This is a genomic window from Cryptosporangium minutisporangium, from assembly GCF_039536245.1.
Taxonomy (GTDB): Bacteria; Actinomycetota; Actinomycetes; order Mycobacteriales; family Cryptosporangiaceae; genus Cryptosporangium; species Cryptosporangium minutisporangium.
In genome coordinates this window covers 93038-118895 of sequence record NZ_BAAAYN010000040.1, presented here as the reverse complement: position 1 = coordinate 118895, position 25858 = coordinate 93038, and the positions used below count along the sequence as shown (strand labels likewise).

Sequence of the window (25858 nt, the reverse complement as noted above, 5' to 3'; positions counted from 1 at the left end):
TCACCGGTGGAGACTCCGCCGGTGGGGCAGACTCATCGCTCGTGAGCGAAATCTCCGCGACCGCCCCCGAGGCGGACCTGGCGCTGGCCCGCGACGGTGACGACGCAGCCTTCGACCGTCTCGTCCGGCCTCTGCGGCGGGAACTGCACGCGCACTGCTACCGGATGCTGGGCTCGACCCACGACGCCGACGACGCGCTGCAGGACGCGCTGCTGCGGGCCTGGCGGGGCCTGACCGGATTCCAGCGACGCAGCTCGCTGCGCACCTGGCTGTACACGGTGGCGACCCGGGTCTGTCTGGACGCCATCGAGCGCCGCGCCCGGCGGATGCTCCCGGTCGACCTCGGCCCGTCCAGCGAACGGGTCGTGCTCGACGACGCCCCGGCCACCGACGTGGCTTGGCTGACGCCGTACCCCGACACGGACCTGCCCGGCAGCCCGCACGGCCGGTACGAACAGCGCGAGGCCGTCGAGCTGGCGTTCGTGGCCGCCTGCCAGCACCTGCCGGGCAACCAGCGGGCCGCGCTGCTGCTCTTCGACGTCCTGGGGTTCTCGGCGGCGGAGATCGCGGCCGTGATGGACACCAGCGTCGCGTCGGTGAACAGTGCACTGCAGCGGGCCAGGCGGCTGGTCGCCGAGCGGGTGCCGCCGATCAGCCAGCAGCGGACGCTGCGGAGCCTGGACGACGCCCGGGTCCGCGGCCTGGTCGAGGGGTACGCGGGCGCGCTGGAGCGCGGTGACGCCGAGGCCTTGCTCGCGCTGCTCACCGAGGACGTCACCTGGTCGATGCCGCCGCTGCCGCACTGGTACGCGGGGGCCGCGGCGGTCCGCGACTTCGCCGTCGAACTACCGCTGCGCAGCTGCGGGGCGTGGCGGCACCGGACGACGGCCGCGAACGGCCAGCCGGCGGTCGCCTCGTACCTGGCCGACGCCGGCTCCGGCGCCTACGCGGCCTGGTCGGTCAACGTGTTCACGCTGCGGAACGACCGGATCGCGGAGATCACGTCCTTCATCGGCGTCGACCACTTCCATGCCCTGGAGCTGCCGGTCTCGCTGCCTTAGCCGGCGCTTGAGGCGGTGGTCCGGTGCGCGGGCGGGCGAAACGGTCGATTCCGATCGGGTCTAAGGCGTCGCAGGCCCGCCTAAGGCCCCGCCGCCGGACCCCAGTAGGGAATGGTGGCGATGCCCCGAGGCCCCTCAGCCGAGCAGTGTGGTGATCGGAAGCCACCACACTGCTAGCTGAAGAGGCCACGATGTTCTCGCTCACCGAGGAATTCGCGAAGGCACAGTACGACTACACCCGCGAGCGCCTCAGCGCCTCCGCCCGCCCCCGGGTCATCGACGACGAACCCGTGCGTCCCGGCAGGCACCGGGCCGGCGTCTTCGCGCTGCTGTTCCACCGCCATCGACTCCGTCCGTCGTTACCCGATTGCTGAGCGATGGCCGTCAGCGCCGGTGTCGGAAAACCTGTCGTACCGGCGAGCGACAATGCGTTCATGACGAGTGTGGAACCGACGCCGCTGGTCGGCCGTGATGCCGAGTTGGCGACGCTGCGTGCCCTGCTCGACGGATCGGCGCCAGGAGCGCCGGGCGCGGCGATCGTGTCCGGCGAAGCGGGCATCGGCAAGACCCGGCTGCTCCGGGAGTTCGCCAGGGCCGCCGCGGCGGAGGGGGCGCTGGTCCTGGTCGGGCACTGCGTCAGCTTCGGGGGTGATGCAGTTCCCTTCCTCCCGGTCAGCGAGGCGTTCGGGCGGCTGGCCCGGGACGAGCCGGAGACCGTCGACCGGCTGCGGGAGCACTACCCGCCGCTGACCCGCCTGCTCCCGCAGCGGCGGTTGGTCGGTTCCGACGGAGCCGAGGGTCGGCTCGACCCGGCCGACCTCTACGAAGCGGTCCTCGGCGCGCTGTTCGACCTCGCGGCCGACCGGCGGGTGCTGCTCGTCGTCGAAGACCTGCACTGGGCCGACGGCGCCACCCGCGATCTGTTCGGCTTCCTGCTCGCCCGGCTGGCGGGCGAGCCCGGCGCACCGGTCGTCCCGGTGGCGTCCTACCGCTCCGACGACCTGCACCGCAGGCATCCGCTCCGCACGGTCGTGCTCGAGTGGGGCCGGCTCCCCGGCGTACTGCGCGTCGGGCTGCAGCCGCTCGAGCGCGCCGACGTCGCGGCGCTGGTCCGGGGCCTGGCCGGCGGCTCCGACGACGTCCTCGGCCCGGAGGTGCTCGACGACGTCCTCGACCGGGCCCAGGGCAACGCGTTCTTCGCCGAGCAGCTGCTCGCCGAGCTCACCGCCCGCCGGGCGCCGTCGGTCGGCGTTCCGCGCGACCTGGCCGACCTGCTCCTGCTGCGCCTCGAGCGGCTCGCCCCGGAGACCCGGCACGTGCTCCAGGTCGTAGCGGTCGCGGGCCGCCAGATCGACCACGACCGCTTGGTCCGGGTGGCGGGTCTCGACGACGCCCGGCTGCACACCGCACTCCGCGAAGCCACCGACGCGCACGTGCTCGACCGCACCCCCGCCGACGGGTACGCGTTCCGGCACGCGCTGCTGGCCGAAGCGGTCTACGACGACCTGCTGCCCGGTGAGCGCCGCCACCACCACGCGCAGTTCGCTGAGGTGATCGCCCGCCAGGAGCTCCCCGGCGGCACCGACGCCGACCTGGCACGGCACGCCCGGGAGGCCGGCGATCTGGCGACCGCGTTCGACGCCGGGATCCGCGCCGGTGACGAGGCGATGCGGGTCGCGGCACCCGGCGAGGCGATGCGCCTGTACGAGGCGGCGCAGGAGCTGGGGCCCGCGGTCTCCGACGCCCGGACCGCCGTCGAGCTGCCACGCAAAGCCGCGAGCGCGGCGTCGCACGCCGGAAATCCGTTCCGCGCCGTGCATCTGCTCGAGGAGGCGCTGCGCCGCCTGCCCGACGACGCCGCGCCCGACGTCCGGTCCACGCTGCTGATCGAGCTCACCGAGCACGCGCTCACGCTCGACGTCGGGTTCGACGTCATCCAGCTGGCCCGCCAGGCACTGGACGCGATCCCGGAGGAGCCGCCCACCGCGCTGCGGGCCAGGGCGCTGGCTGCGCTCGCACGCGCGCTGTCCACTCGCGACCGGCACGCGGACGAGTCGATCGCCTACGCCGAGCAGGCTCGAGCGGTCGCGGTACAGGTCGGCATCCCCAACGTCGAGGCCGACGCGGTCACCACCCGGGGCCGGGTCGAACGCTGGCGGGCTGCCGATCCGGACGTCGCCGAACGCCTGCTCCGCGACAGCATGGCCCGCGCACGCGAGTCCGGCGACCTGCCGGCGAAGCTGCGGTCGGTGTACAGCCTGGCGCTGTTCCAGTACGAGAGCGGCCTCCTCGAGGAGGGGCGCCGGACGTTCGCCGAGGGCGCGGCGATCGCGCGGGACGCCGGTCGGCCCTGGGCGCCCTACGGTGCCGACGCGCTGGTCATGTGCGTGCAGGCCGACTACGTGGCCGGGCACTGGGACGAGGCGCTGCGCACCGCGGAGTCCTACCCGGAAGCGCCGCCGCTGCACCGGGCCGGCCTGGCCATGGCGAGCCTCGCCGTGCACACCGGGCGGGGCGCCACGGACGTCGTCCGCCGGGCCGAGGCACATCGCGCGTGGTGGAAGCGCGACGCGGTGCTCGGCATCATGGGCGGCTCGGCGCTGATCGACGCCTACGGCACGCTCGGCGACGTCACCGCGGCCCTGGCCACGCACGACGACGTGGTCGACACGGTGGCCACGCTCTGGAACAACCGTTGGTTCGACGCCCGGTTCCGGCTGCACGCGCTGATGCTCGGCGTGCTGGCCGGTGCGGTGGCGCCCACCGGCGACGCCGAGCGGACCGCGCTGGTGGCCCGCGGTGAGCAGCTGATCGAGGACGTCCGCCGGGTGGTCGAGGGTGTGATGAGCCGCCGGGGCAGCCTGGGGCCGGAGAGCGGGTCGTGGGTCGCCCGCGCCGAGGCCGAGTGGGCGCGGCTGCGCTGGTCCGCCGGAGTCGGCGGCTCCGGAACGGGCGTGACCGGAGCGGGCGGTACCGAGATCACGTCTCCGACCGCCGAGGAGCTGGTCGAGGCGTGGCGCACCTCGGTGGACCGGTTCGGGTACGGCCACCGGTACGAGACCGCGCGGTCGACGGCCCGGCTGGCGGCGGCGCTCGCGGCGACCGGTGATCCGGCCGGTGCCCAGCGCGAGGCCGAGGCCGCCCGGACGATCGCCCAGGAACTCCGTGCCGCGCCGCTGCTCGCCGAGCTGTCCGCGCTCGCGGTCGCCCGGCCCGCCGCCGAGCGCCGGGAGACCGACCTCACCCCCCGGGAGCAGCAGGTGCTGGAGCTGCTGGCGCTGGGGCGGACCAACCGGCAGATCGGGCGCGCGTTGTTCATCAGCGACAAGACCGTCAGCGTCCACGTGTCGAACCTGATGGCCAAGCTCGGCGCGGCCGGGCGCACCGAGGCGGCGGCGCTGGCCCGCCGGGCCGGCCTGCTCGGCGGCCCGGCCGACGGGGTCGGCGGCCTCCGCAGCGACGTTCCAGGGGAAAACAAGGTCGCGACCTGAACTCCGACGCCCTCCGGCTCGTAAACGGGGCATGGGGCACGCCACACCTCGAACCACCACGTCCTCCTCCGGGTACCCGCTGCCGCCGCCGCGGGCCGCGCTGCTGATCGCGGCAGGAGCCACGGCCGCCGCGGTCGCGGCGACCACGCTCGCGCTCGGCTACGGCGACGGGATCGGCCGCTCGGTCGTCCCGGGGCTACCGGACCCGGGGGCGCTGACCGGCTGGGGGCTGCCGCTGTCCCGGTTGGTCGGAATGCTGGCCGCGGCGCTCGTCGTCGGTCACCTGCTCGCCGCGGTGTTCTGGGCACCTCGCGCCGCGAGCCCCTCGGCGGTCGTCGACCTCCACCGGCGGGTCGCGCAGCGGGCGGCGGGCGTCTGGCTGGTCGCCGCAGCCGCCACGTGGCTGTTCACCCTCTCCGACCTGCGCGGCCGCCCGGTCGACGGCATCCTCACCGCCGACGCCCTGGTCAACGTGGGGCTGCAGACGCCCGCCGGGCAAGCCGGCCTGGTGACGATCGCCGCCGCGCTCGCCGCGGTGCTGCTGTGCCGATTCCCGACGCTCTCCCGCACACCCACGGCGGGACCGCGGCTGCCGGCGGCCGCGCTGGCCGCGAGCCTGCTCGGCGTCCTCCCGCCGGTGTTCGTCGACCCCGGGGTGTCCATGGCCGACCACCGCACGGCGGTCGCCGCCGAGTTGCTGTACGTCCTCGCGCTCACCGTCTGGATCGGTGGGCTGGCCGCGCTGCTCACCCGGGTCGCGCACGACCGCGAGTCGCCGGCCGTGCTCGCGCGCCGGTACGGGCGGCTAGCGCTGATCAGCCTGATCGTCACCGCCGCCGCCGCGGCGCTCACCGCGTACCTGGTGCTGGCGCCGAGCGGCACCGGCCTGGACATTGCCTACGGCGAGCTGGTCGCCGTCCAGCTGCTCGTGCTGGCCGTCCTTGCCGGGCTGGGGTACTGGCGCCGCACCCAGACCGTGCCCGCGCTGGACCGCGGCCGCCGCGCGCCGTTCGTCCGGTTCGCGGTGCTCGAGCTGCTGGCCCTGGGCGTCGTCGTCGGCCTGTCGGTCGCGTTGGAGCGCACCCCGGCACCGCTCGACGCCGGGGTGGGCGTCGGCCACCACGAGTCGCCGGGGCAACAGATGCTCGGGTTCGACCTGCCGGCGACCGTGTCGTTCTGGCAGCTCGCCTCGGACTGGCGCCCGGACCTGCTCTTCCTTCTACTCTGCGCGGTCGCCGTCGGCGGCTACCTGCGCCTCGAGCAGCGCGCCCACCGGGCGGGCATCGCCTGGTCGGCGTGGCGCAGCACCGCCTGGCTGGCCGGGATCGCGGCCGTGGCGGTGGCGACCAGCAGTGGCGTCGGCCGGTACGCACCGGTGTTCTTCAGCGTCACGGTCGTCCAGCACGTGTTGCTCGGCATCGTCGCGCCGCTGCTGCTCGCGAGGGCGGCGCCGCTGACGCTCGCCCTACGCGTGCTGCGGCCGGGCACCGGCCCGCTGGCCGGGCCCCGGGACTGGCTGAGCGCCGCCCTGCACTCGCGACCCGCGCGGCTGATCACCCGCCCGGTGGTCGTCGTCGTGCTCTGGGCCGCCGGCTGGTACGCCACCTACTTCACCGGTGTGTTCGAGGCGACCCGCTGGTCGTACGCCGCGGACCTCGCCGTCGCCCTGTACCTCCTCGGCACCGGTTTCCTGCTGTTCTGGTGGCTGGCCGGGCCGGATCCCCGGCCGCAGGGCCGCCGCACCGACCGCGCCCGGCTCGGGGTTGCGGTACTCGCGGGCAGCGCCGGGGTGGCCGCCGGCCTGCTGCTGTCCTCCGGGTCGCGGCTGGTGGCGGCCGACTGGTACGTGGGCCTGCTGCGCGTGCTCGTCGTGCCGTGGCCGTGGGGGAGCACCAGCGCCGGAGCCGATCAAGTGGTCGGCGGCACGCTGCTGTGGACGGTCTCGGTGGTCGTGTTCCTCGCGGTGGTGGCCGACCGGCTCGCGGCCCTGGTCGCCCGGGCGGCCCGGCGACGCTGAGCGACCAGCACGGCCGTCGTTAACCGGTCGACACGGCCGGGACAGTGGAAGCATGACCGACCTGGGGCTACCCCGCACCGACCTGCTGGTGCGCGGCGAGGTGTCGCTCGGCGTCCGGGACCACGGCCGCCACCCGCGCGGCGAATCCGACCACGGGTGGCGCGGCGACGTGCTGCTCGTTCCCCCCGTCCGCGGCACCGTCGACGACTGGGACACCGTCGCGACGCTGCTGCGCGGCCTGGGATACCGGCCGGTCGCGACCGAACCGCGCGGACACGGTCGATCCGGCACCGGGACGTGGACGTGGCCGGCGGTCGTCGCCGACCTCGCCGCGGTCGCCGATGCGCTGGCGCTCGACCGTCCGGCGGTGATCGGCCACGGGCTCGGGGGTGCGGTGGCGACGTTCTGGGCCGGACAGCACCCGGAGTGCCCGCTCGCCGTGAGCATCGACGGGTTCGGCAACCCGAACCGCGCGGCGCAATGGGCGGGGTTCGCCGGCGGCGCCGAGGCGATCGACGCGTTCTCCGACTACCTGTCCGACGCCCTCCGCGAGCTCCCGGAGACACTCCGGCAAGCTCTGCGTGCGGTGGAGGACCTGGTCGTCCTGGACGTCTACCGTGCGGTGCGCTGCCCGACCGCCGCGCTGGTGAGCGAGGAGTCCGACCTCGCGGAGGTGCTCCCGACCGAGCTCGGCCTCGTGTGGCTCAGCTACCGCGACTGGGTGACCGCCGCACTGACCACCCTCCAACGAGAGGTGGCTCCGCTCTCCGTGCTGCGGATCTCCGGCAGCAACGACGCCTACCTCACGCACCCGGAGCAGCTCGCCGGGCTCCTCGCCGAACTGCTGCCCGAGCCGTCCTCGGTGCTGACCGCCTGAGACGAGGGCTGGCCGGAACCGGAAGAGTTGACGAGACCGGCGCCGTTGCCGGCCTCGGGAGAGACCGTAGACCAGCGCGGCGGGCCCGCGGGGCAACAACACGAGACCGATCACGTCCAACCGGAACCGGACATCCGGCTGAACATCATCCAACGCCAGCGCGCACAGCCGTTGCCACGAGGACCCGTCGTCGCGGCAACGGCCGGCGCCCCGCGGTCAGTCGGCCTGGCTGCCGTACGGGCGGGTGATCACCTCGAGGTAGTGGCCGGACGGGTCGAGGAAGTACACGCCGCGGCCGCCGTCGTTGTGGTTGATCTGCCCCGGCTGGGTGCGCGCCGGATCCGCCCAGTACTCGTCGCACTCCTCCCGCATCCGGGCGAAGATGCCGTCGAACGCCTCCTCGGGCACCAGGAACGCGTAGTGCTGCGGGGTCACCTCGAGGTGCGGTGGCAGCGTGACGAAGTCGAGCGTCACCCCGTTACCGGTGGTGACCGGCAGGAACGGACCCCACCCCGCACCCAGCTCCAACCCCAGTACCCGGGCCAGGAACGCGGCGGACTGCTCGCGGTCCTTGACTCCGACGATCGTGTGATTCAACTCGACGGACGTGTGCAGGGACATGAAACCTCCGGAAGACGGCCCGCGGGAGTACGGGCGCAGGACGAACCGCCCGCGATCAGGCGGCGGGGGAGAGGGGCGCATGGGCGCGCCGGAACGACGGTCGCGGCAACGAACACCGGACCGCTGGCGAGAGGAGACGCGCGCGAACCGCACGACACCGACGACGAACGTCGGCGAACGGAACTACCGAGGCGGGCAGACGCGCGGGCGCCGGAAGGGGTTAGACGCGCCCTGTGAACGTAGACGTCACGTGATCAGCCCCTTGGAATCGGGTGGCGCCCAGCGCCACCGCGCCCTATTACAGTGCGCCACCGCAACGCCGTCAAGCGGTACGGGTCGGAGTGAGAAGAAATAACAAGCCCATACACTCCAACACGCCACAACCACCACGCAAGCCCGCACCAGGGGAGTAGATAAGGATTGAATGAGTGTTTGCAGGGCTATCGGTCAGATGGCACGGCGATCGTAGAGTGTGGCCCGATCAGGGTCGTGGCGGAGTTGACGGCACCGGGAGGTAGCTGATGCGGCGGCGGAACGTCCGGGCGGACCGCACGAATCGGGTGGGGCACTGACCAGCCTCGGCTCGCCGGAGCGCGTCGGCCAGGACGACGACCCGGAGCGGGCCGCGACCCCCTCGGCCGGAGCCGCGTCGCCCGCGGAGGCCCCCGGCGAGAGACCCTCCGCGGCCCGGCCGCGCCCGGTACCTCCGCGACAGACCGGCACCTGGCGCGGCGCTCCGCGGTGGGCGTGGCTCGCGGTCGCGTTCGGCGCGATCCTCGTCCTGTTCAGCGCCGGGGTGCTGGTCGGCGTCCCCACGGCGGTCGACCACTACGCCGGCAAGATCACCGAAGACGGTGGGCTCGGCGACTCGGCCGACACCGGCAACTCGATCGACGGCCCGATCAACCTCCTGCTGATCGGCAGCGACGAGCGCGGCGACGCGGCGGCCAACGGCGCCCGCGCCGACTCGATCATCATCGCCCACGTCAACGCCGCCCACGACCAGGTCTACCTGGCGTCGATACCGCGGGACAGCCTGGTCGACATTCCGCCGTTCCCGGACACCGAGTACCCCGGCGGCAAGGACAAGATCAACGCGGCGTTCCAGTACGGCTACCGCGACGGGGGCGGCCGGAAGAAGGCGATGGAACTCGTCGCGAACACCGTCAGCGACCTCGCCGGCGGCATGAAGTTCGACGGCGCCGCCATCGTCAACTTCGACGGGCTCCGCGGCGTCGTCCGGGCTCTCGGCGGCGTCCGGATGTGCGTCGACGAGAAGGTCACGTCGATCCACATCGGCTGGGACAAGACGACCGGCAAGGTCGGCGTGCCGTACTACATCAACGACGACGGCACCCCGGCCGGCCTCCGGGAGAACATGCGGCCGCAGGTCTACTACCCCGGCTGCTACAACTTCAAGGACTGGCAGGCACTGGACTACGCCCGCCAGCGCGACCTGCTCGCCAACAACGACGGTGACTACGGGCGGCAGCGTCACCAGCAGCAGCTGATCAAGGCGATCCTGCAGAAGGCCACGTCCACCGGCGTGATCACCAATCCGACGAAGATCAACGCGGTGCTCAACTCCCTCGGCGACGCCGTCACGTTCTACAACAACGAGGTGTCGATCACCGACTGGGTGTTCACGCTCAAAGGCCTCAAGCCCGACCAGATGACGATGATCAAAACCAACGGGGGCAAGTTCAACGCCGAGACCGTCAACGGCATCTGGTACGAGAAGCTCAGCGACACCAGCCTCGAGCTGTTCCAGGCGATGCGGAACGACACCGTCGACGCGTTCGTGAAAGCCAACCCCACCTGGGTCACCCCGGCCGGATAGCGCGCCCCGGCGCCGGGTCAGCGGCTCGGGACGGGGGTCGCTGAGCCGTCCGGTCCGGTCGTGTAGATCTGGAAGGGCGGCTCCTCGGTGTAGCCCGCCGGCACGGTCAGCGTGAGCGCCGCGAGGTTCTCCTCGGTGCGGGGGAGCCACTCGTAGTCGTGCGCTTCGGTGGTCTCGTCCTTCCCGCCGGGGAAGTACTTGGGGTTGGCCTCGACCCAGATCGTCAGCAGGCTCCGGACCGGGAGGAACGTCTTCTCGTCGACCCAGAGGTCGTAGCGGGGCTCACCGATGATCGACGAGGGCTCGTCCGTCCTCGTCAGCACCATGCGGAGGTGGATCGTGGCGTGCCCGTTCACCTGCTCGTTGCCGACGACCTGGATGTTGCGCCCGTCGTCCAGGGCTGCGCGGATCTGGGCCGCGGTCTCCGGCGGTGGGGCGTGCTGCTCCGGGATGGGCGGCCCGTCGTACTGCTTGTCCTGGGACCACCAGGTGCGGTCGGTCCGGTTGACCATGACGTAGACCCCGGGCTTGTTCCGGTTCCAGCGCACGTCCTCGACGTCGGCGCCGCCCCCGCTGGTGTGTGTCAGGGTGTCCCCGGTGCGCGGGTCGTACCACTGCTCGGTGATCTGGCCCTCGGTGGGCCAGCCGGTGATGCGTTTGGTGGCGTGCCGGATCAGGTCGGTCTCGAGGGCGTCGGTGGTCCGCTGGGTGACCGCGGCAGCGTTCAACACGGTCGCCACGTCAGGTGCTGTTGCGTCGGCGGAGACGAACATCGCGACGCCGATCACGGCCGCCGCGACCAACGCGACCCCGCCGGTCGCGGATATGCGGCGGCGGACCGTGGAACGCCGATGGTCGGCCAGTGCCGACCCGAACAGGTCCCGTTCGGTGCGTAGGCCCGCGACGGCGTCACGCATGCCGGCGGCGAGCTCGCTCTCCAGTGGCGGGGTCATCGCGGTGCTCCGTTCGGTTCGGTCGCGGACTGCGGGATCCAGGCGGTGGTGAGCTCGCGTAGCCGTTTCATGCCGCGGGCGGCGGTGGACTTGACGGTGCCTGTCGAGCAGCCGAGCGTCGCGGCGATCTCGGCCTCGCTGAGCTCCTCGAAGTACCGCAACACCAGCACCGCGCGCTGCCGCGGAGCTAACTGGCCGAGTGCCTGTACCAGGGCCTGTCTCAGGTCGACGGCGTCGGTGCCGTCGGGCTGGCCCTCCGGCTCGACGACGGCGAGCAGTTCGGGGCGTCGTCTCCGCTGCCGCCAACTGTCGACGGCCAGGTGGTAGAGGATCCTGCGGAGGTACGCCTCCGGGTCGCCCTCGACCCGGTGCCATCGGCGGATCATCCGCTCGATGGCCGCTTGGAGAAGGTCCTCGCCGGCGTGCCGCCCACCGGCGAGCAGCGTGGCGGTCGCCAGCATCGCGTCGCGCCGATTGGCGATGAGAGCCTCGAGTTCTTCGAAGCTCTGCTGTCGTCGTCGTATCAAGACCGGTCCCTTCCGTCACCCACCAAGGACGACGGCGGCGCGACGTCGGTTGCTCCGCTCCCGCTCACTCCTTCCGCAATAACAAGCCCATACACTCGAACACACACCTCGAACTGCCCAAACGCGCCCGACGAGGGCACTCAGGTTTCACCGACGACGGGACAGGGCCACTCCGACCAGGCACACGGCGCCGCCGACGAGCGCGGCCGGCGTCTCGCCGAGCAGGACCCATCCGCCGAGGACGGCGAGCGGCGGGACGACGTAGGTGGTGATGCCGAGTCGTCCGGCGTCCATGCGGGCGAGCGCGTACCCCCAGGTCCCGAACGCCAGCGCGGTCGGGACCAGTCCGAGGTACACCAGGCCTGCGGTCGGTCCGGCCGGGCTGTCGGCGAGTTCGCGGACGAAGCCGGGTGCGAAGGGCAGGCAGGTGAGCGTCCCGATGGTGCAGGCGAGCCAGGTGACCTGGAGGGCCGGTAGACGCCGGAGGGTGGGTTTCTGGGCGAGGACGCCGATCGCGTAGGTGACGGCGGCGACCAGGAGCAGGACGACGCCGAGCACCATGCCGTCGCCGGCGTCGCTGTTGCGTGCGGAGGGGATGCCGATCAGGACGACGCCGGTGAACGCGACGGCGGCGCCGATGAGCAGCCAGCGGGGAAAGCCTTCGCGGAGCAGGAATCCGGCGAAGAGTGCGATGAGGATCGGGCCGAGGTTGACGAGCATGGCGGCGGTGCCGGCGTCGACGCGTCGTTCGGCGGCGTTGAGCGCGATGTTGTAGATGCCGAACCAGGCGACGCCGCAGAGCGTGATGAGCAGCCATTCGGTGCGGTTGGGTCGGACCCAGGTCCGTCGGCTGGCGAGGACTCCGGCGCCGAGCGCGAGGGTGCCGATGAGGAGGCGGCCGAACGCGAGTGGGCCTGCGGTGTAGTGCTCGCCGACCCAGCGGATGCCGATGAAGGCGGAGGCCCAGGCCAGGACGGTGAAGCTGACGGCGCCGAGGGTGCGGAGCCGGTGGTTGGCCAGGGGTGGGTTGGTCGCCGGGGTGGTGGCTGTTGCGGTCACCGTTCGACCCTAGGGTCGGGGCTCGCCGGGGGCTGGCGGATTTTGGCCGGGGTGGCAGTCGGCTCGCGCTATCTGGCGGTGGTGCGCGCTTGGGTGGCGCTGTGGTGGCTGGTCAGACGCGGAGCAGGGGCCAGTCGGGGCCGAGGAGTTTGCGGAGCGGCGCGGGTTCGCCGGTGACGACGCCGGCGGCGTGGCGGACGGCGAGTTGGGCGGTGTGGAGGGTGGCGAGGGTGGGCCGGTGGCCGCCGGTGCTGCCGATGGTGGGTGCGGAGTCGCGGCCGAGGAGGCGTGCGGTTTCGCCGTCGAAGGGTTCGACGATGAGTGCGGCGGCGAGTGCTCCGCCGGTGAGGAGGTCGAGGACGTCGGCTTCCTCGTGGTCTAAGGAGCAGTAGGCCTCGGCGAGGACGAGTGGTGAGACGGCGATGAGTTGCTGGCGTTCGAGCACGGACGCGACGAGGGAGGGCGCGATGAGGTCTTTGCTGGAGGCGTAGGCCGTGAGGGGGTGGTGGTCGAAGACGAGTCCGACCTGGCTGGGTGCGCGCGTAGGGGTCACGCGTGGGCGCCGGACCTGAGCTCGCGGGTGGATTGCCAGGCGGCGACGTCGTCGAGGAATCGTTCGGCGCGTTCCCGGTCGGGCGCTTGGGGGTTGCCGGTGCGGGCGAAGACCTCGTCGAGTTGGCGGAGTTGTTCTTCGCGGCGGACGAGGTGGCGGATGGCGTCGGTGACGTAGCCGGACACGCGCCGGGCGCCGACGCCTTCGAGGTGGGCGGCGACGTCGTCGGGGACGCTGATCGTGATCCGCTTGGTCACACTCTCAGGGTAACCCCGTCATACTCCGCGGCGCGAGGTGGACGTCGATCACTCCGTAAAGTTCTTTCTTTGGTGGGTTCACTCCCCTATAAAGGGAACGTCAGGGAGTTCTGGGGAGTGGGGTGGCCGTGCCGCCGGAGTGGTACTCGGTCGAGCAGGTCGCGGCGTTGCTGGGTCTGCACGGGAAAACGGTCCGCGGCTACGTGCGGGACGGTCGGTTGGTGGCGTCTCGGATCGGGCGGCAGTACCGGATCGCGGCGGCGGACCTGGAGGCGTTCTGCGGGCGGCCGGTGGAGTCGGCGGCGCGGCGGTGTCACGTCGAGGTGTCGAGCATCGTGCAGATCGACGGCGTCGACCGGGCGGAGATGGACCGCTTGTCGACGCTGGTGCTGAGCGCGGCGAGTGGGGCGCCGGAGGGCGGGGCGCTGCGGGTGCAGACGGTCTACGACTCCGAGCGCGGCAGTTTGAAGCTGGTGCTGCTGGGTTCGGTCGGGCGGACGGCGGAGCTGCTGCGGTTGGTGGACGCCTACACAGGAGGAGTGAGCGGTGGTTGACGCGGTGGTGCCGGTCCGTGAGGTGCACGGTCTGCGGGTACTGGTGGTGGACGCGGCCGGCCCGGTGTTGCGGGACGAGCACGCGGTGATGGACCTGATCGGGGACGCGTTCGCGGGCCGCGCGGACTGGGTGGCCGTGCCGGTGGAGCGGCTGGGGCCGGAGTTCTTCCGGCTGCGGTCGGGGGTGGCCGGTGCGGTGGCGCAGAAGTTCGCGAACTACCGGGTGGGGTTGGCGGTGGTGGGTGACGTCGCGGAGTACGTGGCGGCGAGCGACGCGCTGCGGGACTTCGTGCGGGAGTGCGACCGGGGCCGGCAGTTGTGGTTCGTTCCGGACGTGGCGGCGTTGGAGGCGCGGCTGGCGTGAGGCGTTATCCGCTCGCGCCGGCGGGGGCGTGGGTCGTAGCGTCGGCGGACGTGCGTGATCTGACTCGTTTGCCCAAGGCTCATCTGCACGTGCACCTGGAGAGCGCGGTGCGTCCGGGGACGCTGGCGGAGCTGGCCGCGGCGCACGGTGTGGAGCTCCCCGAGGTTGACCGGTTCGAGGGTTTCCGGGCGTTCGCCGATCATGGCGCGCGGGTGCGTAGCTGCTTGCGGGATCCGGCGGATTTCGCCCGGGTGGCGGAGGAGTTCTGCGCCGACGAGGCCGCGCAGGGCGTCGGGTACGTGGAGGTGACGTTCACGGCGGCGGCCCATGGGGAGCGGCTGGGTGATCCGCGGATGCCGCTGGAGGCGGTCCTGGCCGGCCTCAAGGCCGGGCAGGACGCCCACGGGATCGAGGTGCGGGTGCTGCTGGATCATTCGCGGCGGCGCCCGGTGGAGCGTCTGCGCGCGACGGTGGGGCTGGCTCTCTCGTCGGCGGACGTGGTGGCGGTGGGCGTCGCGGGTGAGGAGACGTATCCGCTGGCGCCGTTCGCGGAGGTGTGCGACGAGGCGCGGGACGCGGGGCTGCACTTGGTGCACCACGCCGGGGAGGCGTGCGGCCCGGCGTCGATCCGGGAGGCGTTGACGGTCGGGCACGCGGAGCGGCTGGGGCACGGTATCCGGATCCTCGAGGATCCGGAGCTGGTCGCCCAGGTGCGGGATGCGGGTGTGCCGCTGGAGGTGTGTCCGTCGTCGAACGTGGCGCTGGGGTTCGTGCCGTCGTGGGCGGAGCATCCGTTGCCGGCGCTGGTGGAGGCCGGTCTGGTGGTGACGCTCAACACGGACGTGCCCAGGGTGGTCGGGTCGACGCTGACCGGTGAGTATTCGGCGGTGCGGGACACGTTCGGGGCGTCGGACGCGGAGTTGGCGGGGTTGGCGCGGGCTGGGGTGGACGCGTCGTTCGCGCCGGCGGCGACGAAGGAGCGGCTGCGGGCGGGGATCGCGGAGTGGCTGGCCGGGTGAGCCGCCCCCCAGGCGACTCACCCGGTGGTCAGCGACGGTCCGGCGCGGCGGCGGCGGGCTCTGCGTCGGTGGGGACGGTTCCGGGCGCCGGGACGCGGCACGCGGGCCGGCGGGCGTTGGTGAGCCAGCGGAGCGCCCACTCGGCGGGGCCGTACCGGAAGTGGCGCAGCCAGACGGCGCTGATCAGGAGTTGCACGGCGAAGACCGCGAGGGTGAAGCCGAACAGCGCGAGCGGTGAGAACGTGCCCGCGAGGCCGAACCCGATGCCGGTGAAGACCACCAGGCCGATGGCGGCTTGGGCGAGGTAGTTGGTGAGCGATGCGCGGCCGGCGGGGGCGAGCGCGGATCGGACGGCCGGTGTCCGGTGCATGACGCGCAGCAGGGTGGCGACGTACGCGGCGGCGAGCAGTGGTGCGGTGGCGACGCTGACGGCGACGGCGAAGGTGTTGTTGTTGCCGCCGGCGGCGGCGTAGACGAGGCCACCGAGGAGGCCGATCGGGAAGCCGGTCCACTGGATCCGGCGGAGTACGGGTTCGGTGCCGGTGACGTGGGCGAGCCACTGTCCTCGTCCGGCGACCATGCCGAGCAGGAACAGCGCGAGCGCGGTGGGGCCTTGCAAGGTGGCGGCCTGCAGGAGCAGCAGCGGCAGGCCGGCGAGGTGTTCGCCGATGACGTCGCCCCAGCCGCCGAGCAGCGCCTGGGTGGATTCGGCGCCGTTGGCGAGTGCTTCGGCTTCGCCGGGGACGAACGCGGAGCGGTCCACGAGCAGGGCGCTGGAGACCAGGCTGAGCAGGACGACGGCGTAGAGGCCGGCGGCGATGCGGAGCGCGGTGCGGTCGCTGACGTTGCGCAGGAGCAGCAGGGCGAGGCAGGCGACGGCGTAGGTGGTGAGGATGTCCCCGCCGTAGAGGAAGACGGTGTGCAGTGCGCCGAGGACGAATAAGCCGCCGATGCGGCGAAGCATCCGGGGGGTGAACGCGGCGTCGGCGCGGCGGGCGGAGTCCATCTGGAGGGTGAAGCTGTACCCGAACAGGAACGAGAACAGCACGTAGAACTTCATGTCGATGAGGACCGAGGAGAGCGCGCGGACGGCGTCGTCGAGGCCGGAGCGGAAGTCGGGGTCGGTGACGAGGTTGCCGGGGTAGCCGGAGGCCATGAACGTGACGTTGACGGCGAAGATCCCGAACAGTGCGAAGCCGCGGATCGCGTCGACGTCGAGGACCCTGCGGATCGGAGTGGGTGTGGTCATCAATCCCCGCTTCTGCGTATGAGGTACAGCGTATGAGATACAGAGTGCCGTGCCTCTAGAGTGAGCGCAAGATCGAACGAGAGGTAGCCGACGTGGCCGAGGCCGGACTTCCCCCCGTGGTGGCCCGCATGTGGGGCCGCGACACCGGGTCCCGGCACGGCCCCCGCCCCAGCCAGGACCTGGGCAGCATCGTCGACGCAGCGATCCGCATCGCCGACCGCGACGGGCTGGACGGCGTGACGATGAGCAGCGTCGCCGGTGCGGTCGGGATGGCGACGATGTCGCTCTACCGGTACGTGGGCAGCAAGGACGAACTGCTGATCCTGATGGCCGACGCCGCCGTGCCGGAGCCGCCGCCGCTGGACGGGCGCGACTGGCGGGCCTACCTCACCGACTGGACGCGGACCACCCGCGACTTCTTGCTCAGCCGTCCGTGGCTGCTGGCGCTCGGCCAGACCACACCCCCGGCCGGGCCCCGTACGCTGCGCTGGCTCGACCGTGCGCTGGGCGCGCTGGCCGGCACCGGGCTGGACTACGGCCAGCGGCTCAACGTCGCGACGACGCTCACCAGCTACGCGTCCCGGCTGGCCGCGATGGCGCACGCGCTCAACCAGCCGGACGGCACTGCCAGCACTGCCGGCACTGCCGGCACTGACGGTTCGGCAGGCTCCGACGGCGGCGACCCGGTGGGCGGACCGGCCGGATACGGCGCGATGCTCGCCCAGCTGCTCGACCCGGACGTCTACCCGGCGCTGGCCGCGGCGGTGCGGGAGAACGCGTTCGGCGGGTCCGCCGAGTGGGTCGAGGACGCCGACTTCACGTTCGGCCTCGGCCTGCTGCTCGACGGTATCGACGCGCTGGTCAGCCGCGAGCGGAGCCCGGCGACCGGCTGACACCGGGCCGCGACCCGTGCCGGTCCCGCACGGGTTGGGTCAGGCCGGTTGGGTCAGGTAGCGGGGGTTGGCGACGAGCAGCTTGTCGCGGACGGCGTCGACGACCGCGGCGGTGAGCTGCGGCCCGCCCGTGCCGTCGCGGAGGGCGGCGGCCACCGCGGCGTCGTCCGGTACTCCGAGGGCGTCGAGGCGGCGGCGGTGCCGGTCGGCGAGGTCGGGGCCGAGCGCCAGCTCCCGCCCGGCGATTCGCAGCGCGTTGGCCGCGACCCGGGTGAGGTAGGCGTCCCCGAACGCGCCGCTGGTGAACGCGTCGGTGACGGCGGCGATCAGGTGCCCGGCGTCCGGGGCGTCGTGCGGCGGGCGGGTGGTGCCGCGGTCCGCGTCGCCGGGAGTGACCAGCGGCTGCGTGACCGGTGTCGGGGCGGCGGGGGACGTCAGGTCGAGCGCCAGCAGCAGGTCGAACTCGGCTTCGCAGACCCGCCGCCCGATCACCGCGTGTTCCAGCGAGTCGCGGTCGCCGCGCAGGTACGCCAGCGCCTGCCGGCGGCAGAGCAGCACCCAGCGCAGTGTCCCGTACACCTCCCACCAGCGCAGCTGTTCGTCGGTGGGGCGCCATCCGGCCACCGCGGCGTAGCCGTCGAGCAGTTCGGCGCGGCTGCCGAACCCGCCGACCGGCTGCGCGGCACCGAACCGCCACGCCTTGACGCAGAGCCAGCCGAGGTCCTCGACCGGGTCACCGCGGTGCACCAGCTCCCAGTCCAGGATCGCGCGGACCCCGTCCGGTCCGACGAGGACGTTGCCGTTGCGCAGGTCGCCGTGGACGAGGGTGTCCGGCGCCGGCGGTGGCGTGCGGGCGGCGAGCCACGCCAGGCCGAGTTCGACGGCGGGCCGCGGGGTGTCGTCGTCATCGGCGAGATCGCGCAGCAGGCCCAGCGGGTCGGGGCGGGTCAGGCCGGGTACCTGGTCGGGGTCGACGGTGTGGATGCGGGCGGCGATCGCGCCGAGCGCGCCGGCGAGCGTCGTCCGGATGGTGCTGTAGGCGGGGTCGCGCAGCAGGCGGCGGGGCACGGTCTCGCCGGGTACGTACTCCATCACCAGGTAGGGGTGGCCGCTGAGGGCCGGGCCGTCGTCGACGACGGCCGGTACCGGGACGCCGTCGGCGGCGGCGGCGCGCAGCGCGGCGGCTTCGCGGGCCAGCCCGGCCGGGTCGGCGCCGGGCAGCAGGTCGCGGCGGAGCACGACGTCGCGGTGGGTTCCGGTGGCGGCGACGTGGATCTGGAGGGTCTCGCGGCTGGCGCCGCCGGTCAGCAGCACGGGTTCCCCGACCCGCACCGGGGTGCCCCACAGGTCCGACAAGCGGCCCCGCAACGCCTCGCGTACGGACTGCGCGGCCGGGTCGGCCGGCGGGTAGGCGGGGTCAGGCATGTGAGGCATCTCCCCGGAGCCACGGGGCGCGCCCGGGGTCGGCGATCAGGCGCCGCGCCACGGTCATCCGGTGCACCTCGTCGGGGCCGTCGTAGATCCGCGCGTAGCGGGCCTCCCGGTACATCTCTTCCAGCGGGGTGTCGCCGGTGACGCCGAGCGCGCCGTGGACCTGGATGGCCCGGTCGACGACGTCGTGCAGGATCCGCGCGACCCAGAACTTGGCGATCGCGATCTGGTCGCGGGCCCGCCCGTCGGAGTCGTAGGCGTCGGCGGCGTCGAGCACCAGCAGCCGCGCGGCTTGGATGTCGGCGGCGGACTCGGCGATGTACCGCTGGATCTCGCCTTTCTCGGCGAGCACCGAGCCGTGGGCGTAGCGGGTGCGGGCCCGCTCCAGCATCAGCTCGAACGCGCGCTGGGCCTGCCCGAGCCAGCGCATCGCGTGGAAGATCCGGCCGGGGCCGAGCCGGACCTGCGCGACGCCGAAGCCGCCGCCGCGTTCGCCGAGCAGGTTCTCCCGGGGGACGCGGACCGCGGTGAGGCGGATCTCGCAGTGGTCACCGCTGGTGCCGCCCATCGTCGGGACGACCCGCACGATCTCGAAGCCGGGGGCTCCGGCCGGGACGACGATCGCCGAGAGCGCCCGGTGCGGCTCCGTGCCGTCGGGTTCGGTGCGGACGAACACGGTGGTGAACGCGGCGCCGGACGCGCCGGTGGTGAACCACTTGTGGGCGTCGATGACCCACTCGTCGCCGTCCAGGCGGGCGGTGGCGCGGATGAGCGTCGGGTCGGAGCCGGCGACCTCCGGTTCGGTCATCGCGACGCTCGGCATGATCTCCCCGGCGACCAGCGGCTCCAGCCAGCGGGCGCGGTGGTGCGCGGTGCCGAACCGGTGCAGCATGATCGAGTCCTGCATGGACACGGTGCCGAGTGCCAGCTGGCCCCAGCGGGATCGGCCGATGATCTCGTTGATCAGCACGAAGTCGCGGAACGACAGGCCGCCGCCGCCGAGTTCGGCCGGGTGGCCGAGCGCCCAGAGGCCCTGTTTCTTCGCGCTTTCGCGGAGGGTTTGCAGCGGTTCGCCGCCGCGGGCGGCGTTCAGTGCCGGTTCGGCGGGGATGACCTCGTCGTCGACGAAGGTCCGGACGGCCTGTCGGATGCTCATCGGTGTCCTCCGAGACCGCGGTCGGCGAGCCAGCCGGTGATGACGCCGACCGCTTCGGCGAGTTTCGGGCGCTGGTCGGGCCCGGCGTAGTAGTGCGTGGCGCCGTCGACGACGTGCAGGGTGCGGTCGGGGTGGCCCACCGCGTCGTAGAGCCGCCGGGTGTGGCTGGGTGTACAGGCGTCGTCGGCGCTGTTGCCGACGACCAGGGTGGGGACGCCGACGTCGGCGGCGCAGCGGACGCCGTCGCCGCGGGCGTCGTCGTAGCTCCACTGGGACAGCCAGCTGCGCAGCGTGGTGAAGCGGGCCAGGCCGACGGGGCCGTTGTTGACGATCCGCGGATCCCCGAGGTAGCAGCGGCCCGGTGCCCGGTCGTTGGGGTCGACGGCCGGGTCGAGCCAGCGCGGGTCGGCCATCGTGCCGTGCACGACGAATCCGCGTTCCTCGTGCGGGGGTAACCGGTCCAGTTCGTCGCGCGCCCACGCGGTGATGCGGCGGTTACGGGCGATCTGCGCGGCCCGGTAGGTGTGCAGGAACGCCGGGTCGTACGGGGGCTGCGGGCCGTGCGGGTCGTAGAGGTCGAGCGCGGGGTCGCGGACGTCCGGGTCGGTTTCGTCGAGGATCGCCGCGTCGAGCCACTCGGTGAGCGTGCCGTGCCTGCTGACGTGGGCGGCGAGCAGCAGTACCGCGTCGGCCGGGACGAGGTCCAGCTGCGTGAGGTCGGGTGGGCCGCCGCCGGGTGGCGCGGTGACCGTGGGTTTCCGGGCCTGCTGCTGGTAGTAGAGCGAGAGCGCGCCGCCGCCGGACCAGCCCGCGAGCACCACGTAGGAGTAGCCGAGGCGGTCCCGGGCGTCGCGGACGCACGCGCCGAGGTCTTCGACGACCTTCTCCATGATCAGCGCGGAGTCCACGCCGCGGTACCGGCTGCCGCAGTAGATGACGTGGTGGCCGGCGCGGGCGAGCGCGGTGACCATCGGCAGGTATGCGCCGCCGCCGATCGGGTGCATGAACACCAGCACGGTGTCGCTCGGCGTCGGCGGGCGGAGCAGGTAGCTCTCCAGCGCGACGGTCTCGCCGACGCCGCCGTAGGTGTCCCGGTGGGGTGAGCTGTCCGGGAACACCACGAGGTACGGGATGCGGTCGTAGCCGCTCATACCGGTCCCCGCAGCGCGGGGCTGGGGGTCAGGCGGCGGCGGGTGTCGATGGCGATGATCTGCCACTCGACCCGGTCGTACTCATCGAATCGTCGGCGGGCGCGTTCCCTGGCCTTCTCCGGTGCGCCGTGGTGCAGGCCCTGCGGGGTGTGGGAGAGCAGGCCGGCCGGCACGTCGACGCCGAACACGCTGCCGCCGTGGAAGAATGCGACCTCGTCGTGGTCGGCGTTGCGGTGGTACCACGGGTAGCGTTCGGTGCCCGGCACGGCCTCCGCGGGCCGGGGCAGGAAGTTGAGCACCGCGACGCCGGTCGCCTGCAGGAACAGGTGGACGGTCGGCGGGAGGTGGACGCTCTCGCTGGCCAGCACCGTGTAGTCGGCGACGTTGAACGTGAACGGGAAGTTGTCGCCGCGCCAACCTTCGACGTCGCAGGGGTCGTGGGGGTAGAACAGCTGGGTGCACTCGCCGGAGTGGTAGAGCCGGACCTCGTACTCGTCGCGGCCGTCGTCCTCGACCACCCGTGCTTCGGGGATGACGACCAGCGCGCTGTCGAACGGGAAGTGTCGGCCGAGTGCCCCGGCGGGCGGCGTCCGGAGCTCCTCGGTGGTCTCGACGATCAGCGCGGTGGTGTCCCCGGCGTCGGGCACCTGCCGGTAGGTGGTGGCCTTCGGCAGGTAGACGTAGTCGCCGGGCCGGTAGGGCAGGTCACCGAACTCGGTGACGAACGTGCCGGTGCCCCGGTGGACGAAGTAGAGCTCGTCGCCGTCGACGTTGCGCACGTAGAACGGCGTGGGCGCGGCGCGGCGCGACAGCGAGATCCGGCAGTCGGAGTTGCTCAGCAGCAGCAGCGGTGTCCCAGCGGGGTCGGCCGCATCGGTGGGCTCCAGCGCGTCGACCAGGACATCGGTGCCGGTGAGCGGGCCGACCGCGCGGTAGGCCGTCGGGTCGTGCCGCCGATACAGGTGGGCGGTGCGGCCGGTGAAGCCGGCGCGGCCGAGTTCGTCGTCCTTCAGGCCGTCGAGGTCGGCGTGGGCGCGCCGGGGGGTGGTGCCGCGGCGTAGCTGGACGAAGGACTCCATCGGACTCCTCGGGCCGGGGCGTCCAGCGAAGCACAGGGCGGTGCTCCGGGTCAGCTCGTTCAGCCCACCCGGAGCACCTGGATCGATCCGAGAACGGCCGTGTTCAGTTAGTGCGCGCCGGTGCCAGCTCCGTGCCGTTCCAGCGCAGCCGCACGGTCGATTCCTGGCCGTCGGTCGACAGGTCGGCCACTACCACACCGTCCTCGACGCGCAGCCCGACCAGCTCGGGATCGGGGTCCCGCTCCCGGTCTACCGCCTGCAGCGGGAAGCCGGGCCCGGCGACGGTCAGCCGCGGCAGGTCGCCGGTGAGCATCAGCAGCCACGACCGCCCGACACCGCCGCCCTCGCCGACGCAGCCGAGGACCGCCACGTAGTCGTCGCGGCCGTCGCCGTCGAGGTCGGCGACCACGGGCCGGTGGTCCGAGACGTAGTAGCTGAAGACCGTGTCCAGGCGGCGGACGTTGGAGTTGTCGCCGTCGCGCAGCTGGACGGTCGGGCCACCGCAGTCGGCCTCCGGGAGCCGGGAGAAGTCGATCGTCGCGTTGTCCAGCGGGCCCGGCGGCGGTGACGGCTCCCCGGAGGACGCCGTGGCCGACGGTGGAGTGACCGGCACCAGCCGATCCTCCTCCTGCTGTTCGGGGCGGAGCAGCCCGACGCCCGCCACCACCAGCAGCACGACCGCGGCGGCGAGCGCCGCGGTGTTCCAGCGCCGCCGCCGGGTCACGGTCGCCCGCGCCGCCGGACCACCCCGGACGGTGACGCCGGGCACGAGGCGCGCCTCGTAGGCGGCCAGTTCCGCGGCCAGCCGGGTGTCGCTCTCCTCGACGCTCACTGCGCGGCTCCTTCCCGGTCGAGTGCGGTGGCCAGGCGGGCCCGGCCGCGGTGCAGCCATGACTTGACGGTTCCGACCGGGACGCCTTCGCGCGCGGCGATCTCGTCGACCCCGAGGTCGGCCAGGTAGTGCAGGACGACGACGCGGCGCTGCGCGTCGGGCAGGGTCGCCAGCGCGGCCTGGAGATCCAGCCGCCCGCCGTCGGGCGGCGGAATGCTCTGTGGACGGTGCCGGAGGCGGTGGGCCACCGCCACCCGCAGCCGCCGCCAGCGGCTCACCGCGAGCCGGTAAGCGACCGTGTGGACCCACCCCACCGGGTTGGTGCCGCCGGAGATCTGCGGCCAGTGGCGCCACGCCCGGCAGAACGCCTCCTGGGTGATGTCCTCGGCTTCGGCGCGGTCGCCCAGGTAGACGGTGATCTGTGCCGCGAGCGCCGCGAAGTTCGCGGCGTAGAACTCGTCGAAGCGTTGCTCCGCGCCCGGGTCTCCGGAGAAGGGCACCCGCACCTCCCGTGTCGGCCGGCGCCGTTCGGCCGGACGTCTTACTACGCACCAGCCGCGCTCAGGGTTGCACCCGGCGCGAAGCCACGATCGGAGGGTCTTCGACTGCACCCCGACCGCCGCGGGTGGTACGGAAGGCGAGCACGACCAGAGCGATCGCGAAGCCGGCGATCAGCACGGCACCGACCTGGTCGAGCGTCGACCGCGGCCCGGTCTCCGGCTCCATGGTCATCCCCAGCCAGGCGTAGGTGAGGACGCCCCCGGCGACCAGAGCCAGCCGGTCGCGGACACCGAATCCGCGACTCCTGGACCACCGCACGACGACGACGGTGAAGACGACGACGAGGGTGACGGCGGCCGCGACCTCCGTCCAGCCGGGCAGTACCTCGGTGAACATGAACAGGCTCGACGCGGCGAAGGCGACCAGTCCGGCGAGCCAGCGCCGCGGCGCCGCCCGGTCCGATCCCGCCCCGGGTCGCGGGATCAGGAACGCCGCCGCCACCAGGACGATCACGACGATCGACGTCCCGGTCAGCTGTCCGGCCGAGGCGAGGAACCCGGTCTCGGAGTGCACCACCCAGCCGAGCAGTACGGAGCCGGCGACGAAGACGACCGCGGTCACCGCCGTACCGACCGGCCCCAGCCAGGGGCGGGTCGCCCTGGCCGGTACGAGGGCCTCCAGAAGGGTGATCGGGATGTAGGTGCTCCAGATCGTGTGCATCGCAACGACGACGAGCGTGAGCCAGGCGTCGATGCCCAACGCCGCGAGGATCGTGTCGCTCTCCTGGGCCTGCCCGGCGAAGTAGTCGTGGTTGAACAGCATCTGATCGACGAGGCCCTCCTCGATCAGCGCGTAGGCGACGCCGAGCAGCAGCATCGTGGCCGAGCCGCGTCCGAAGCGGCGGGCGGTCTCCCGGATCAGCAGTGTGCCCGCGCCGTAGAGCAGGGCGAGGAACGGCAGCATCGGCAGGTCGGAGAAGGCCAGGTTGCCGAGGAGGTACTCGCCGAACAGCGGCGAGAGCAGGAACAGGGCAACCGCCGGCCACCAGCCTCGGGAACGCTTGGTGGTGGGGCGCTCGACTGTGTTGGTCATAGCTGCGAGGCTTCGGCCTGCCGCTACCGCCGGACTAGTGCCTTAGGTCGACGCCGTCCCGACCAAGGACGGCGCCGGGCTCGGCTCTCTTACAGCACACCGGACATCGGATTGACCTTCCACTTGTCCACCTCGCGGATGTAGCGGAGCAGCACCGGCGAGCCGTCCTTCCAGCGGCCACGACGGGAGATCGCCAGCAGGTCGTTGCCCGCTTCGTACGCCGCCGTGGCGCCGCCGACGCGCAGCGAGTGAGCGGAGAGCGCCTCGCTGCTGACACCGGCTTTCCGAGCGGCGTCCCGGAGGATGATCCCCACGGCCTTGCCCGAGAGGCGTCCGGTGCCCCGTTTCCCCGAGTAGCCCGGCATGTGGGGCAGCCGGTCCTGCTTGTCGATCGGCATCCACAGTGGGCCTTCGCCGGGCCGGACGTCGGCGAGCCGCTGGCGCCAGGCCCGCAACAGCCGGACCGGGCACGTCTGCGGGTGCGACCCGTAGTGCACCGCGACCAGCTCGCCGACGGCCTCCTGGTCGGTCTTGGACCAGCGCACCAACACCTCGACGCCGTCGGGCGTTTCCCGCAGGTCGCCGACGGTGTTCAGCGCCACCAGCTCGGAGCGGCGCACCATCATGCTGAAGCCCAGCACGATCAGGGCGCGATCCCGAGCCCCGGCGAGGGTCTCGGGGTCGCAGGTGTCCACCATGGCGCGCAGGTCGCTGACGCTGAGCGCCGCGGCCTGCCGGTCGCGGATGCCTTTGGTCGTCCGGTCGAAGCGGTGGCCGTTGATCACATGGCGGGCACCGATCAGGTCGGGCTGATTCGGGAATCCGTTCTCGCGGTGTTCGGTGCGGATCGCCGACAGCGCGCGTTCGACCGTGCGCGGCGCCGCGGGGCCCTTGCGTTCGCCGTTCTCCTGCAGGGCTCCGCCTTCGACGAGGAACGTGGCGTACTCGGCGGCGGTCGCCGCGGTGGCCGGGAGGGGAGTACGGCCGACCAGGGCGCACCAGCGGCGAAACGCCGCGCGATCGGCGGCGTAGGCGCGAACCGTGTTGGGCGGTATCGCGGCCGCGATCCGCCGCGCCGTCTCCGTCGAGATCGTGTGGTCGACATCGGTCGTTCGTGCGACCTCCCCGCCGGCGTGGGAAGCGACGGCGATTTCGTTAGTGCTCCGGTCCATGAGCGCCTTTCGTGCCAGTGGCCAATGGCTGCCGCGAAGGTGCCGATAATGAACGCTATCGGAACCTTCGCATTCGCGCACCCCGGTGGGACCTTCCGTTATTAACGAT

At 72.7% G+C, this 25858-nt stretch carries 25 protein-coding genes; 10 read left to right on the top strand and 15 right to left on the bottom strand.

The features are described from left to right. Positions 1-41 precede the first annotated feature (41 nt). The 5 genes from ABEB28_RS28580 to ABEB28_RS28560 all read left to right on the top strand — a co-directional run bounded on the left by ABEB28_RS28580 (position 42) and on the right by ABEB28_RS28560 (position 7446). The gene (locus ABEB28_RS28580) at positions 42-1061 is read left to right on the top strand and encodes a sigma-70 family RNA polymerase sigma factor (protein WP_345731331.1); all 1020 of its coding nucleotides are present in this window, start codon (positions 42-44) and stop codon (positions 1059-1061) included. Between the two features lie 191 nt (positions 1062-1252). Further along, positions 1253-1435 carry a hypothetical protein gene (locus ABEB28_RS28575; RefSeq protein WP_345731330.1) on the top strand — a complete coding sequence of 61 codons (183 nt, stop codon included), beginning with the start codon at positions 1253-1255 and terminating at the stop codon, positions 1433-1435. A 60-nt stretch (positions 1436-1495) separates the two neighbouring features. Then, positions 1496-4552 carry a helix-turn-helix transcriptional regulator gene (locus ABEB28_RS28570; RefSeq protein ID WP_345731329.1) on the top strand — a complete coding sequence of 1019 codons (3057 nt, stop codon included), beginning with the start codon at positions 1496-1498 and terminating at the stop codon, positions 4550-4552. Positions 4553-4583: 31 nt separating this feature from the next. Then, positions 4584-6569 (top strand): cytochrome c oxidase assembly protein, encoded by a 1986-nt coding sequence (locus ABEB28_RS28565; protein WP_345731328.1) that lies wholly within the window; start codon positions 4584-4586, stop codon positions 6567-6569. Between the two features lie 52 nt (positions 6570-6621). Further along, the gene (locus ABEB28_RS28560; RefSeq protein ID WP_345731327.1) at positions 6622-7446 is read left to right on the top strand and encodes an alpha/beta fold hydrolase; all 825 of its coding nucleotides are present in this window, start codon (positions 6622-6624) and stop codon (positions 7444-7446) included. A 216-nt stretch (positions 7447-7662) separates the two neighbouring features. Here the strand turns inward: ABEB28_RS28560 and ABEB28_RS28555 are convergent, their stop codons facing one another. Further along, the gene (locus ABEB28_RS28555) at positions 7663-8067 is read right to left on the bottom strand and encodes a VOC family protein (protein WP_345731326.1); all 405 of its coding nucleotides are present in this window, start codon (positions 8065-8067) and stop codon (positions 7663-7665) included. A gap of 796 nt (positions 8068-8863) precedes the next feature. On the opposite strand from ABEB28_RS28555, the gene ABEB28_RS28550 reads away from it, so the two are divergent. Beyond that, positions 8864-9907, top strand: a complete 1044-nt coding sequence (locus ABEB28_RS28550) for an LCP family protein (protein ID WP_345731325.1) — start codon at positions 8864-8866, stop codon at positions 9905-9907. 17 nt (positions 9908-9924) lie between these two features. Here the strand turns inward: ABEB28_RS28550 and ABEB28_RS28545 are convergent, their stop codons facing one another. From ABEB28_RS28545 to ABEB28_RS28525, 5 genes are all read right to left on the bottom strand, one after another. Further along, positions 9925-10860, bottom strand: a complete 936-nt coding sequence (locus ABEB28_RS28545) for a hypothetical protein (RefSeq protein ID WP_345731324.1) — start codon at positions 10858-10860, stop codon at positions 9925-9927. Further along, positions 10857-11387, bottom strand: coding sequence for a SigE family RNA polymerase sigma factor (locus ABEB28_RS28540; RefSeq protein WP_345731323.1), 531 nt, complete (start codon positions 11385-11387; stop codon positions 10857-10859). The genes ABEB28_RS28545 and ABEB28_RS28540 overlap by 4 nt, the downstream gene beginning before the upstream one ends. 147 nt (positions 11388-11534) lie before the next feature. After that, positions 11535-12446: a DMT family transporter gene (locus tag ABEB28_RS28535; RefSeq protein WP_376981088.1), complete on the bottom strand. Its 912-nt coding sequence runs from the start codon at positions 12444-12446 to the stop codon at positions 11535-11537. A 112-nt stretch (positions 12447-12558) separates the two neighbouring features. Continuing rightward, positions 12559-12999: a hypothetical protein gene (locus tag ABEB28_RS28530; RefSeq protein ID WP_345731322.1), complete on the bottom strand. Its 441-nt coding sequence runs from the start codon at positions 12997-12999 to the stop codon at positions 12559-12561. Then, positions 12996-13256, bottom strand: coding sequence for a hypothetical protein (locus ABEB28_RS28525; RefSeq protein WP_345731321.1), 261 nt, complete (start codon positions 13254-13256; stop codon positions 12996-12998). Before ABEB28_RS28525 ends, ABEB28_RS28530 begins: the two co-directional genes overlap by 4 nt. A 122-nt stretch (positions 13257-13378) precedes the next feature. Between ABEB28_RS28525 and ABEB28_RS28520 the strand changes: the two genes are divergently transcribed. From ABEB28_RS28520 to add, 3 genes are read left to right on the top strand one after another with little or no spacing between them, the layout of a single operon-like run. Then, positions 13379-13810, top strand: coding sequence for a helix-turn-helix domain-containing protein (locus ABEB28_RS28520; protein WP_345731320.1), 432 nt, complete (start codon positions 13379-13381; stop codon positions 13808-13810). Then, positions 13803-14174 (top strand): DUF4180 domain-containing protein, encoded by a 372-nt coding sequence (locus tag ABEB28_RS28515; protein WP_345731319.1) that lies wholly within the window; start codon positions 13803-13805, stop codon positions 14172-14174. The genes ABEB28_RS28520 and ABEB28_RS28515 overlap by 8 nt, the downstream gene beginning before the upstream one ends. Positions 14175-14224: 50 nt before the next feature. After that, positions 14225-15193, top strand: a complete 969-nt coding sequence (add, locus tag ABEB28_RS28510; RefSeq protein WP_345731318.1) for an adenosine deaminase — start codon at positions 14225-14227, stop codon at positions 15191-15193. A gap of 28 nt (positions 15194-15221) precedes the next feature. Here the strand turns inward: add and ABEB28_RS28505 are convergent, their stop codons facing one another. Further along, the gene (locus ABEB28_RS28505; protein ID WP_345731317.1) at positions 15222-16442 is read right to left on the bottom strand and encodes a DUF418 domain-containing protein; all 1221 of its coding nucleotides are present in this window, start codon (positions 16440-16442) and stop codon (positions 15222-15224) included. A gap of 92 nt (positions 16443-16534) precedes the next feature. On the opposite strand from ABEB28_RS28505, the gene ABEB28_RS28500 reads away from it, so the two are divergent. Continuing rightward, a complete protein-coding gene (locus ABEB28_RS28500) occupies positions 16535-17335 on the top strand; it encodes a TetR/AcrR family transcriptional regulator (RefSeq protein WP_345731316.1) in 801 nt (266 codons plus the stop codon). Positions 17336-17374: 39 nt separating this feature from the next. Here the strand turns inward: ABEB28_RS28500 and ABEB28_RS28495 are convergent, their stop codons facing one another. From ABEB28_RS28495 to ABEB28_RS28460, 8 genes are all read right to left on the bottom strand, one after another. Continuing rightward, positions 17375-18760, bottom strand: a complete 1386-nt coding sequence (locus ABEB28_RS28495) for a phosphotransferase family protein (RefSeq protein ID WP_345731315.1) — start codon at positions 18758-18760, stop codon at positions 17375-17377. Next, positions 18753-19922, bottom strand: coding sequence for an acyl-CoA dehydrogenase family protein (locus ABEB28_RS28490; protein WP_345731314.1), 1170 nt, complete (start codon positions 19920-19922; stop codon positions 18753-18755). The genes ABEB28_RS28495 and ABEB28_RS28490 overlap by 8 nt, the downstream gene beginning before the upstream one ends. Continuing rightward, positions 19919-21073 (bottom strand): alpha/beta hydrolase, encoded by a 1155-nt coding sequence (locus tag ABEB28_RS28485; protein ID WP_345731313.1) that lies wholly within the window; start codon positions 21071-21073, stop codon positions 19919-19921. Before ABEB28_RS28485 ends, ABEB28_RS28490 begins: the two co-directional genes overlap by 4 nt. Beyond that, positions 21070-22152, bottom strand: coding sequence for a homogentisate 1,2-dioxygenase (locus ABEB28_RS28480; RefSeq protein ID WP_345731312.1), 1083 nt, complete (start codon positions 22150-22152; stop codon positions 21070-21072). Before ABEB28_RS28480 ends, ABEB28_RS28485 begins: the two co-directional genes overlap by 4 nt. A 103-nt stretch (positions 22153-22255) precedes the next feature. Continuing rightward, positions 22256-22984 carry a hypothetical protein gene (locus ABEB28_RS28475; RefSeq protein WP_345731311.1) on the bottom strand — a complete coding sequence of 243 codons (729 nt, stop codon included), beginning with the start codon at positions 22982-22984 and terminating at the stop codon, positions 22256-22258. Next, entirely contained in the window at positions 22981-23484 is a 504-nt protein-coding gene (locus tag ABEB28_RS28470) for an RNA polymerase sigma factor (protein ID WP_345731310.1), read from the bottom strand. Before ABEB28_RS28470 ends, ABEB28_RS28475 begins: the two co-directional genes overlap by 4 nt. 61 nt (positions 23485-23545) lie before the next feature. Further along, positions 23546-24577 carry a hypothetical protein gene (locus ABEB28_RS28465; RefSeq protein ID WP_345731309.1) on the bottom strand — a complete coding sequence of 344 codons (1032 nt, stop codon included), beginning with the start codon at positions 24575-24577 and terminating at the stop codon, positions 23546-23548. 89 nt (positions 24578-24666) lie between these two features. Further along, positions 24667-25749, bottom strand: a complete 1083-nt coding sequence (locus ABEB28_RS28460; RefSeq protein ID WP_345731308.1) for a site-specific integrase — start codon at positions 25747-25749, stop codon at positions 24667-24669. Positions 25750-25858: the final 109 nt, after the last annotated feature.

Coding starts and splice junctions, on each gene's coding strand:
- ABEB28_RS28555 (WP_345731326.1), bottom strand. CDS start 8,067: ATGTCCCTGCACACGTCCGTCGAGTTGAATCACACGATCGTCGGAGTC.
- ABEB28_RS28495 (WP_345731315.1), bottom strand. CDS start 18,760: ATGCCTGACCCCGCCTACCCGCCGGCCGACCCGGCCGCGCAGTCCGTA.
- ABEB28_RS28570 (WP_345731329.1), top strand. CDS start 1,496: ATGACGAGTGTGGAACCGACGCCGCTGGTCGGCCGTGATGCCGAGTTG.
- ABEB28_RS28575 (WP_345731330.1), top strand. CDS start 1,253: ATGTTCTCGCTCACCGAGGAATTCGCGAAGGCACAGTACGACTACACC.
- ABEB28_RS28505 (WP_345731317.1), bottom strand. CDS start 16,442: ATGACCACACCCACTCCGATCCGCAGGGTCCTCGACGTCGACGCGATC.
- ABEB28_RS28460 (WP_345731308.1), bottom strand. CDS start 25,749: ATGGACCGGAGCACTAACGAAATCGCCGTCGCTTCCCACGCCGGCGGG.
- ABEB28_RS28485 (WP_345731313.1), bottom strand. CDS start 21,073: ATGAGCGGCTACGACCGCATCCCGTACCTCGTGGTGTTCCCGGACAGC.
- ABEB28_RS28545 (WP_345731324.1), bottom strand. CDS start 10,860: ATGACCCCGCCACTGGAGAGCGAGCTCGCCGCCGGCATGCGTGACGCC.
- ABEB28_RS28490 (WP_345731314.1), bottom strand. CDS start 19,922: ATGAGCATCCGACAGGCCGTCCGGACCTTCGTCGACGACGAGGTCATC.
- ABEB28_RS28560 (WP_345731327.1), top strand. CDS start 6,622: ATGACCGACCTGGGGCTACCCCGCACCGACCTGCTGGTGCGCGGCGAG.
- ABEB28_RS28565 (WP_345731328.1), top strand. CDS start 4,584: ATGGGGCACGCCACACCTCGAACCACCACGTCCTCCTCCGGGTACCCG.
- ABEB28_RS28480 (WP_345731312.1), bottom strand. CDS start 22,152: ATGGAGTCCTTCGTCCAGCTACGCCGCGGCACCACCCCCCGGCGCGCC.
- ABEB28_RS28465 (WP_345731309.1), bottom strand. CDS start 24,577: ATGACCAACACAGTCGAGCGCCCCACCACCAAGCGTTCCCGAGGCTGG.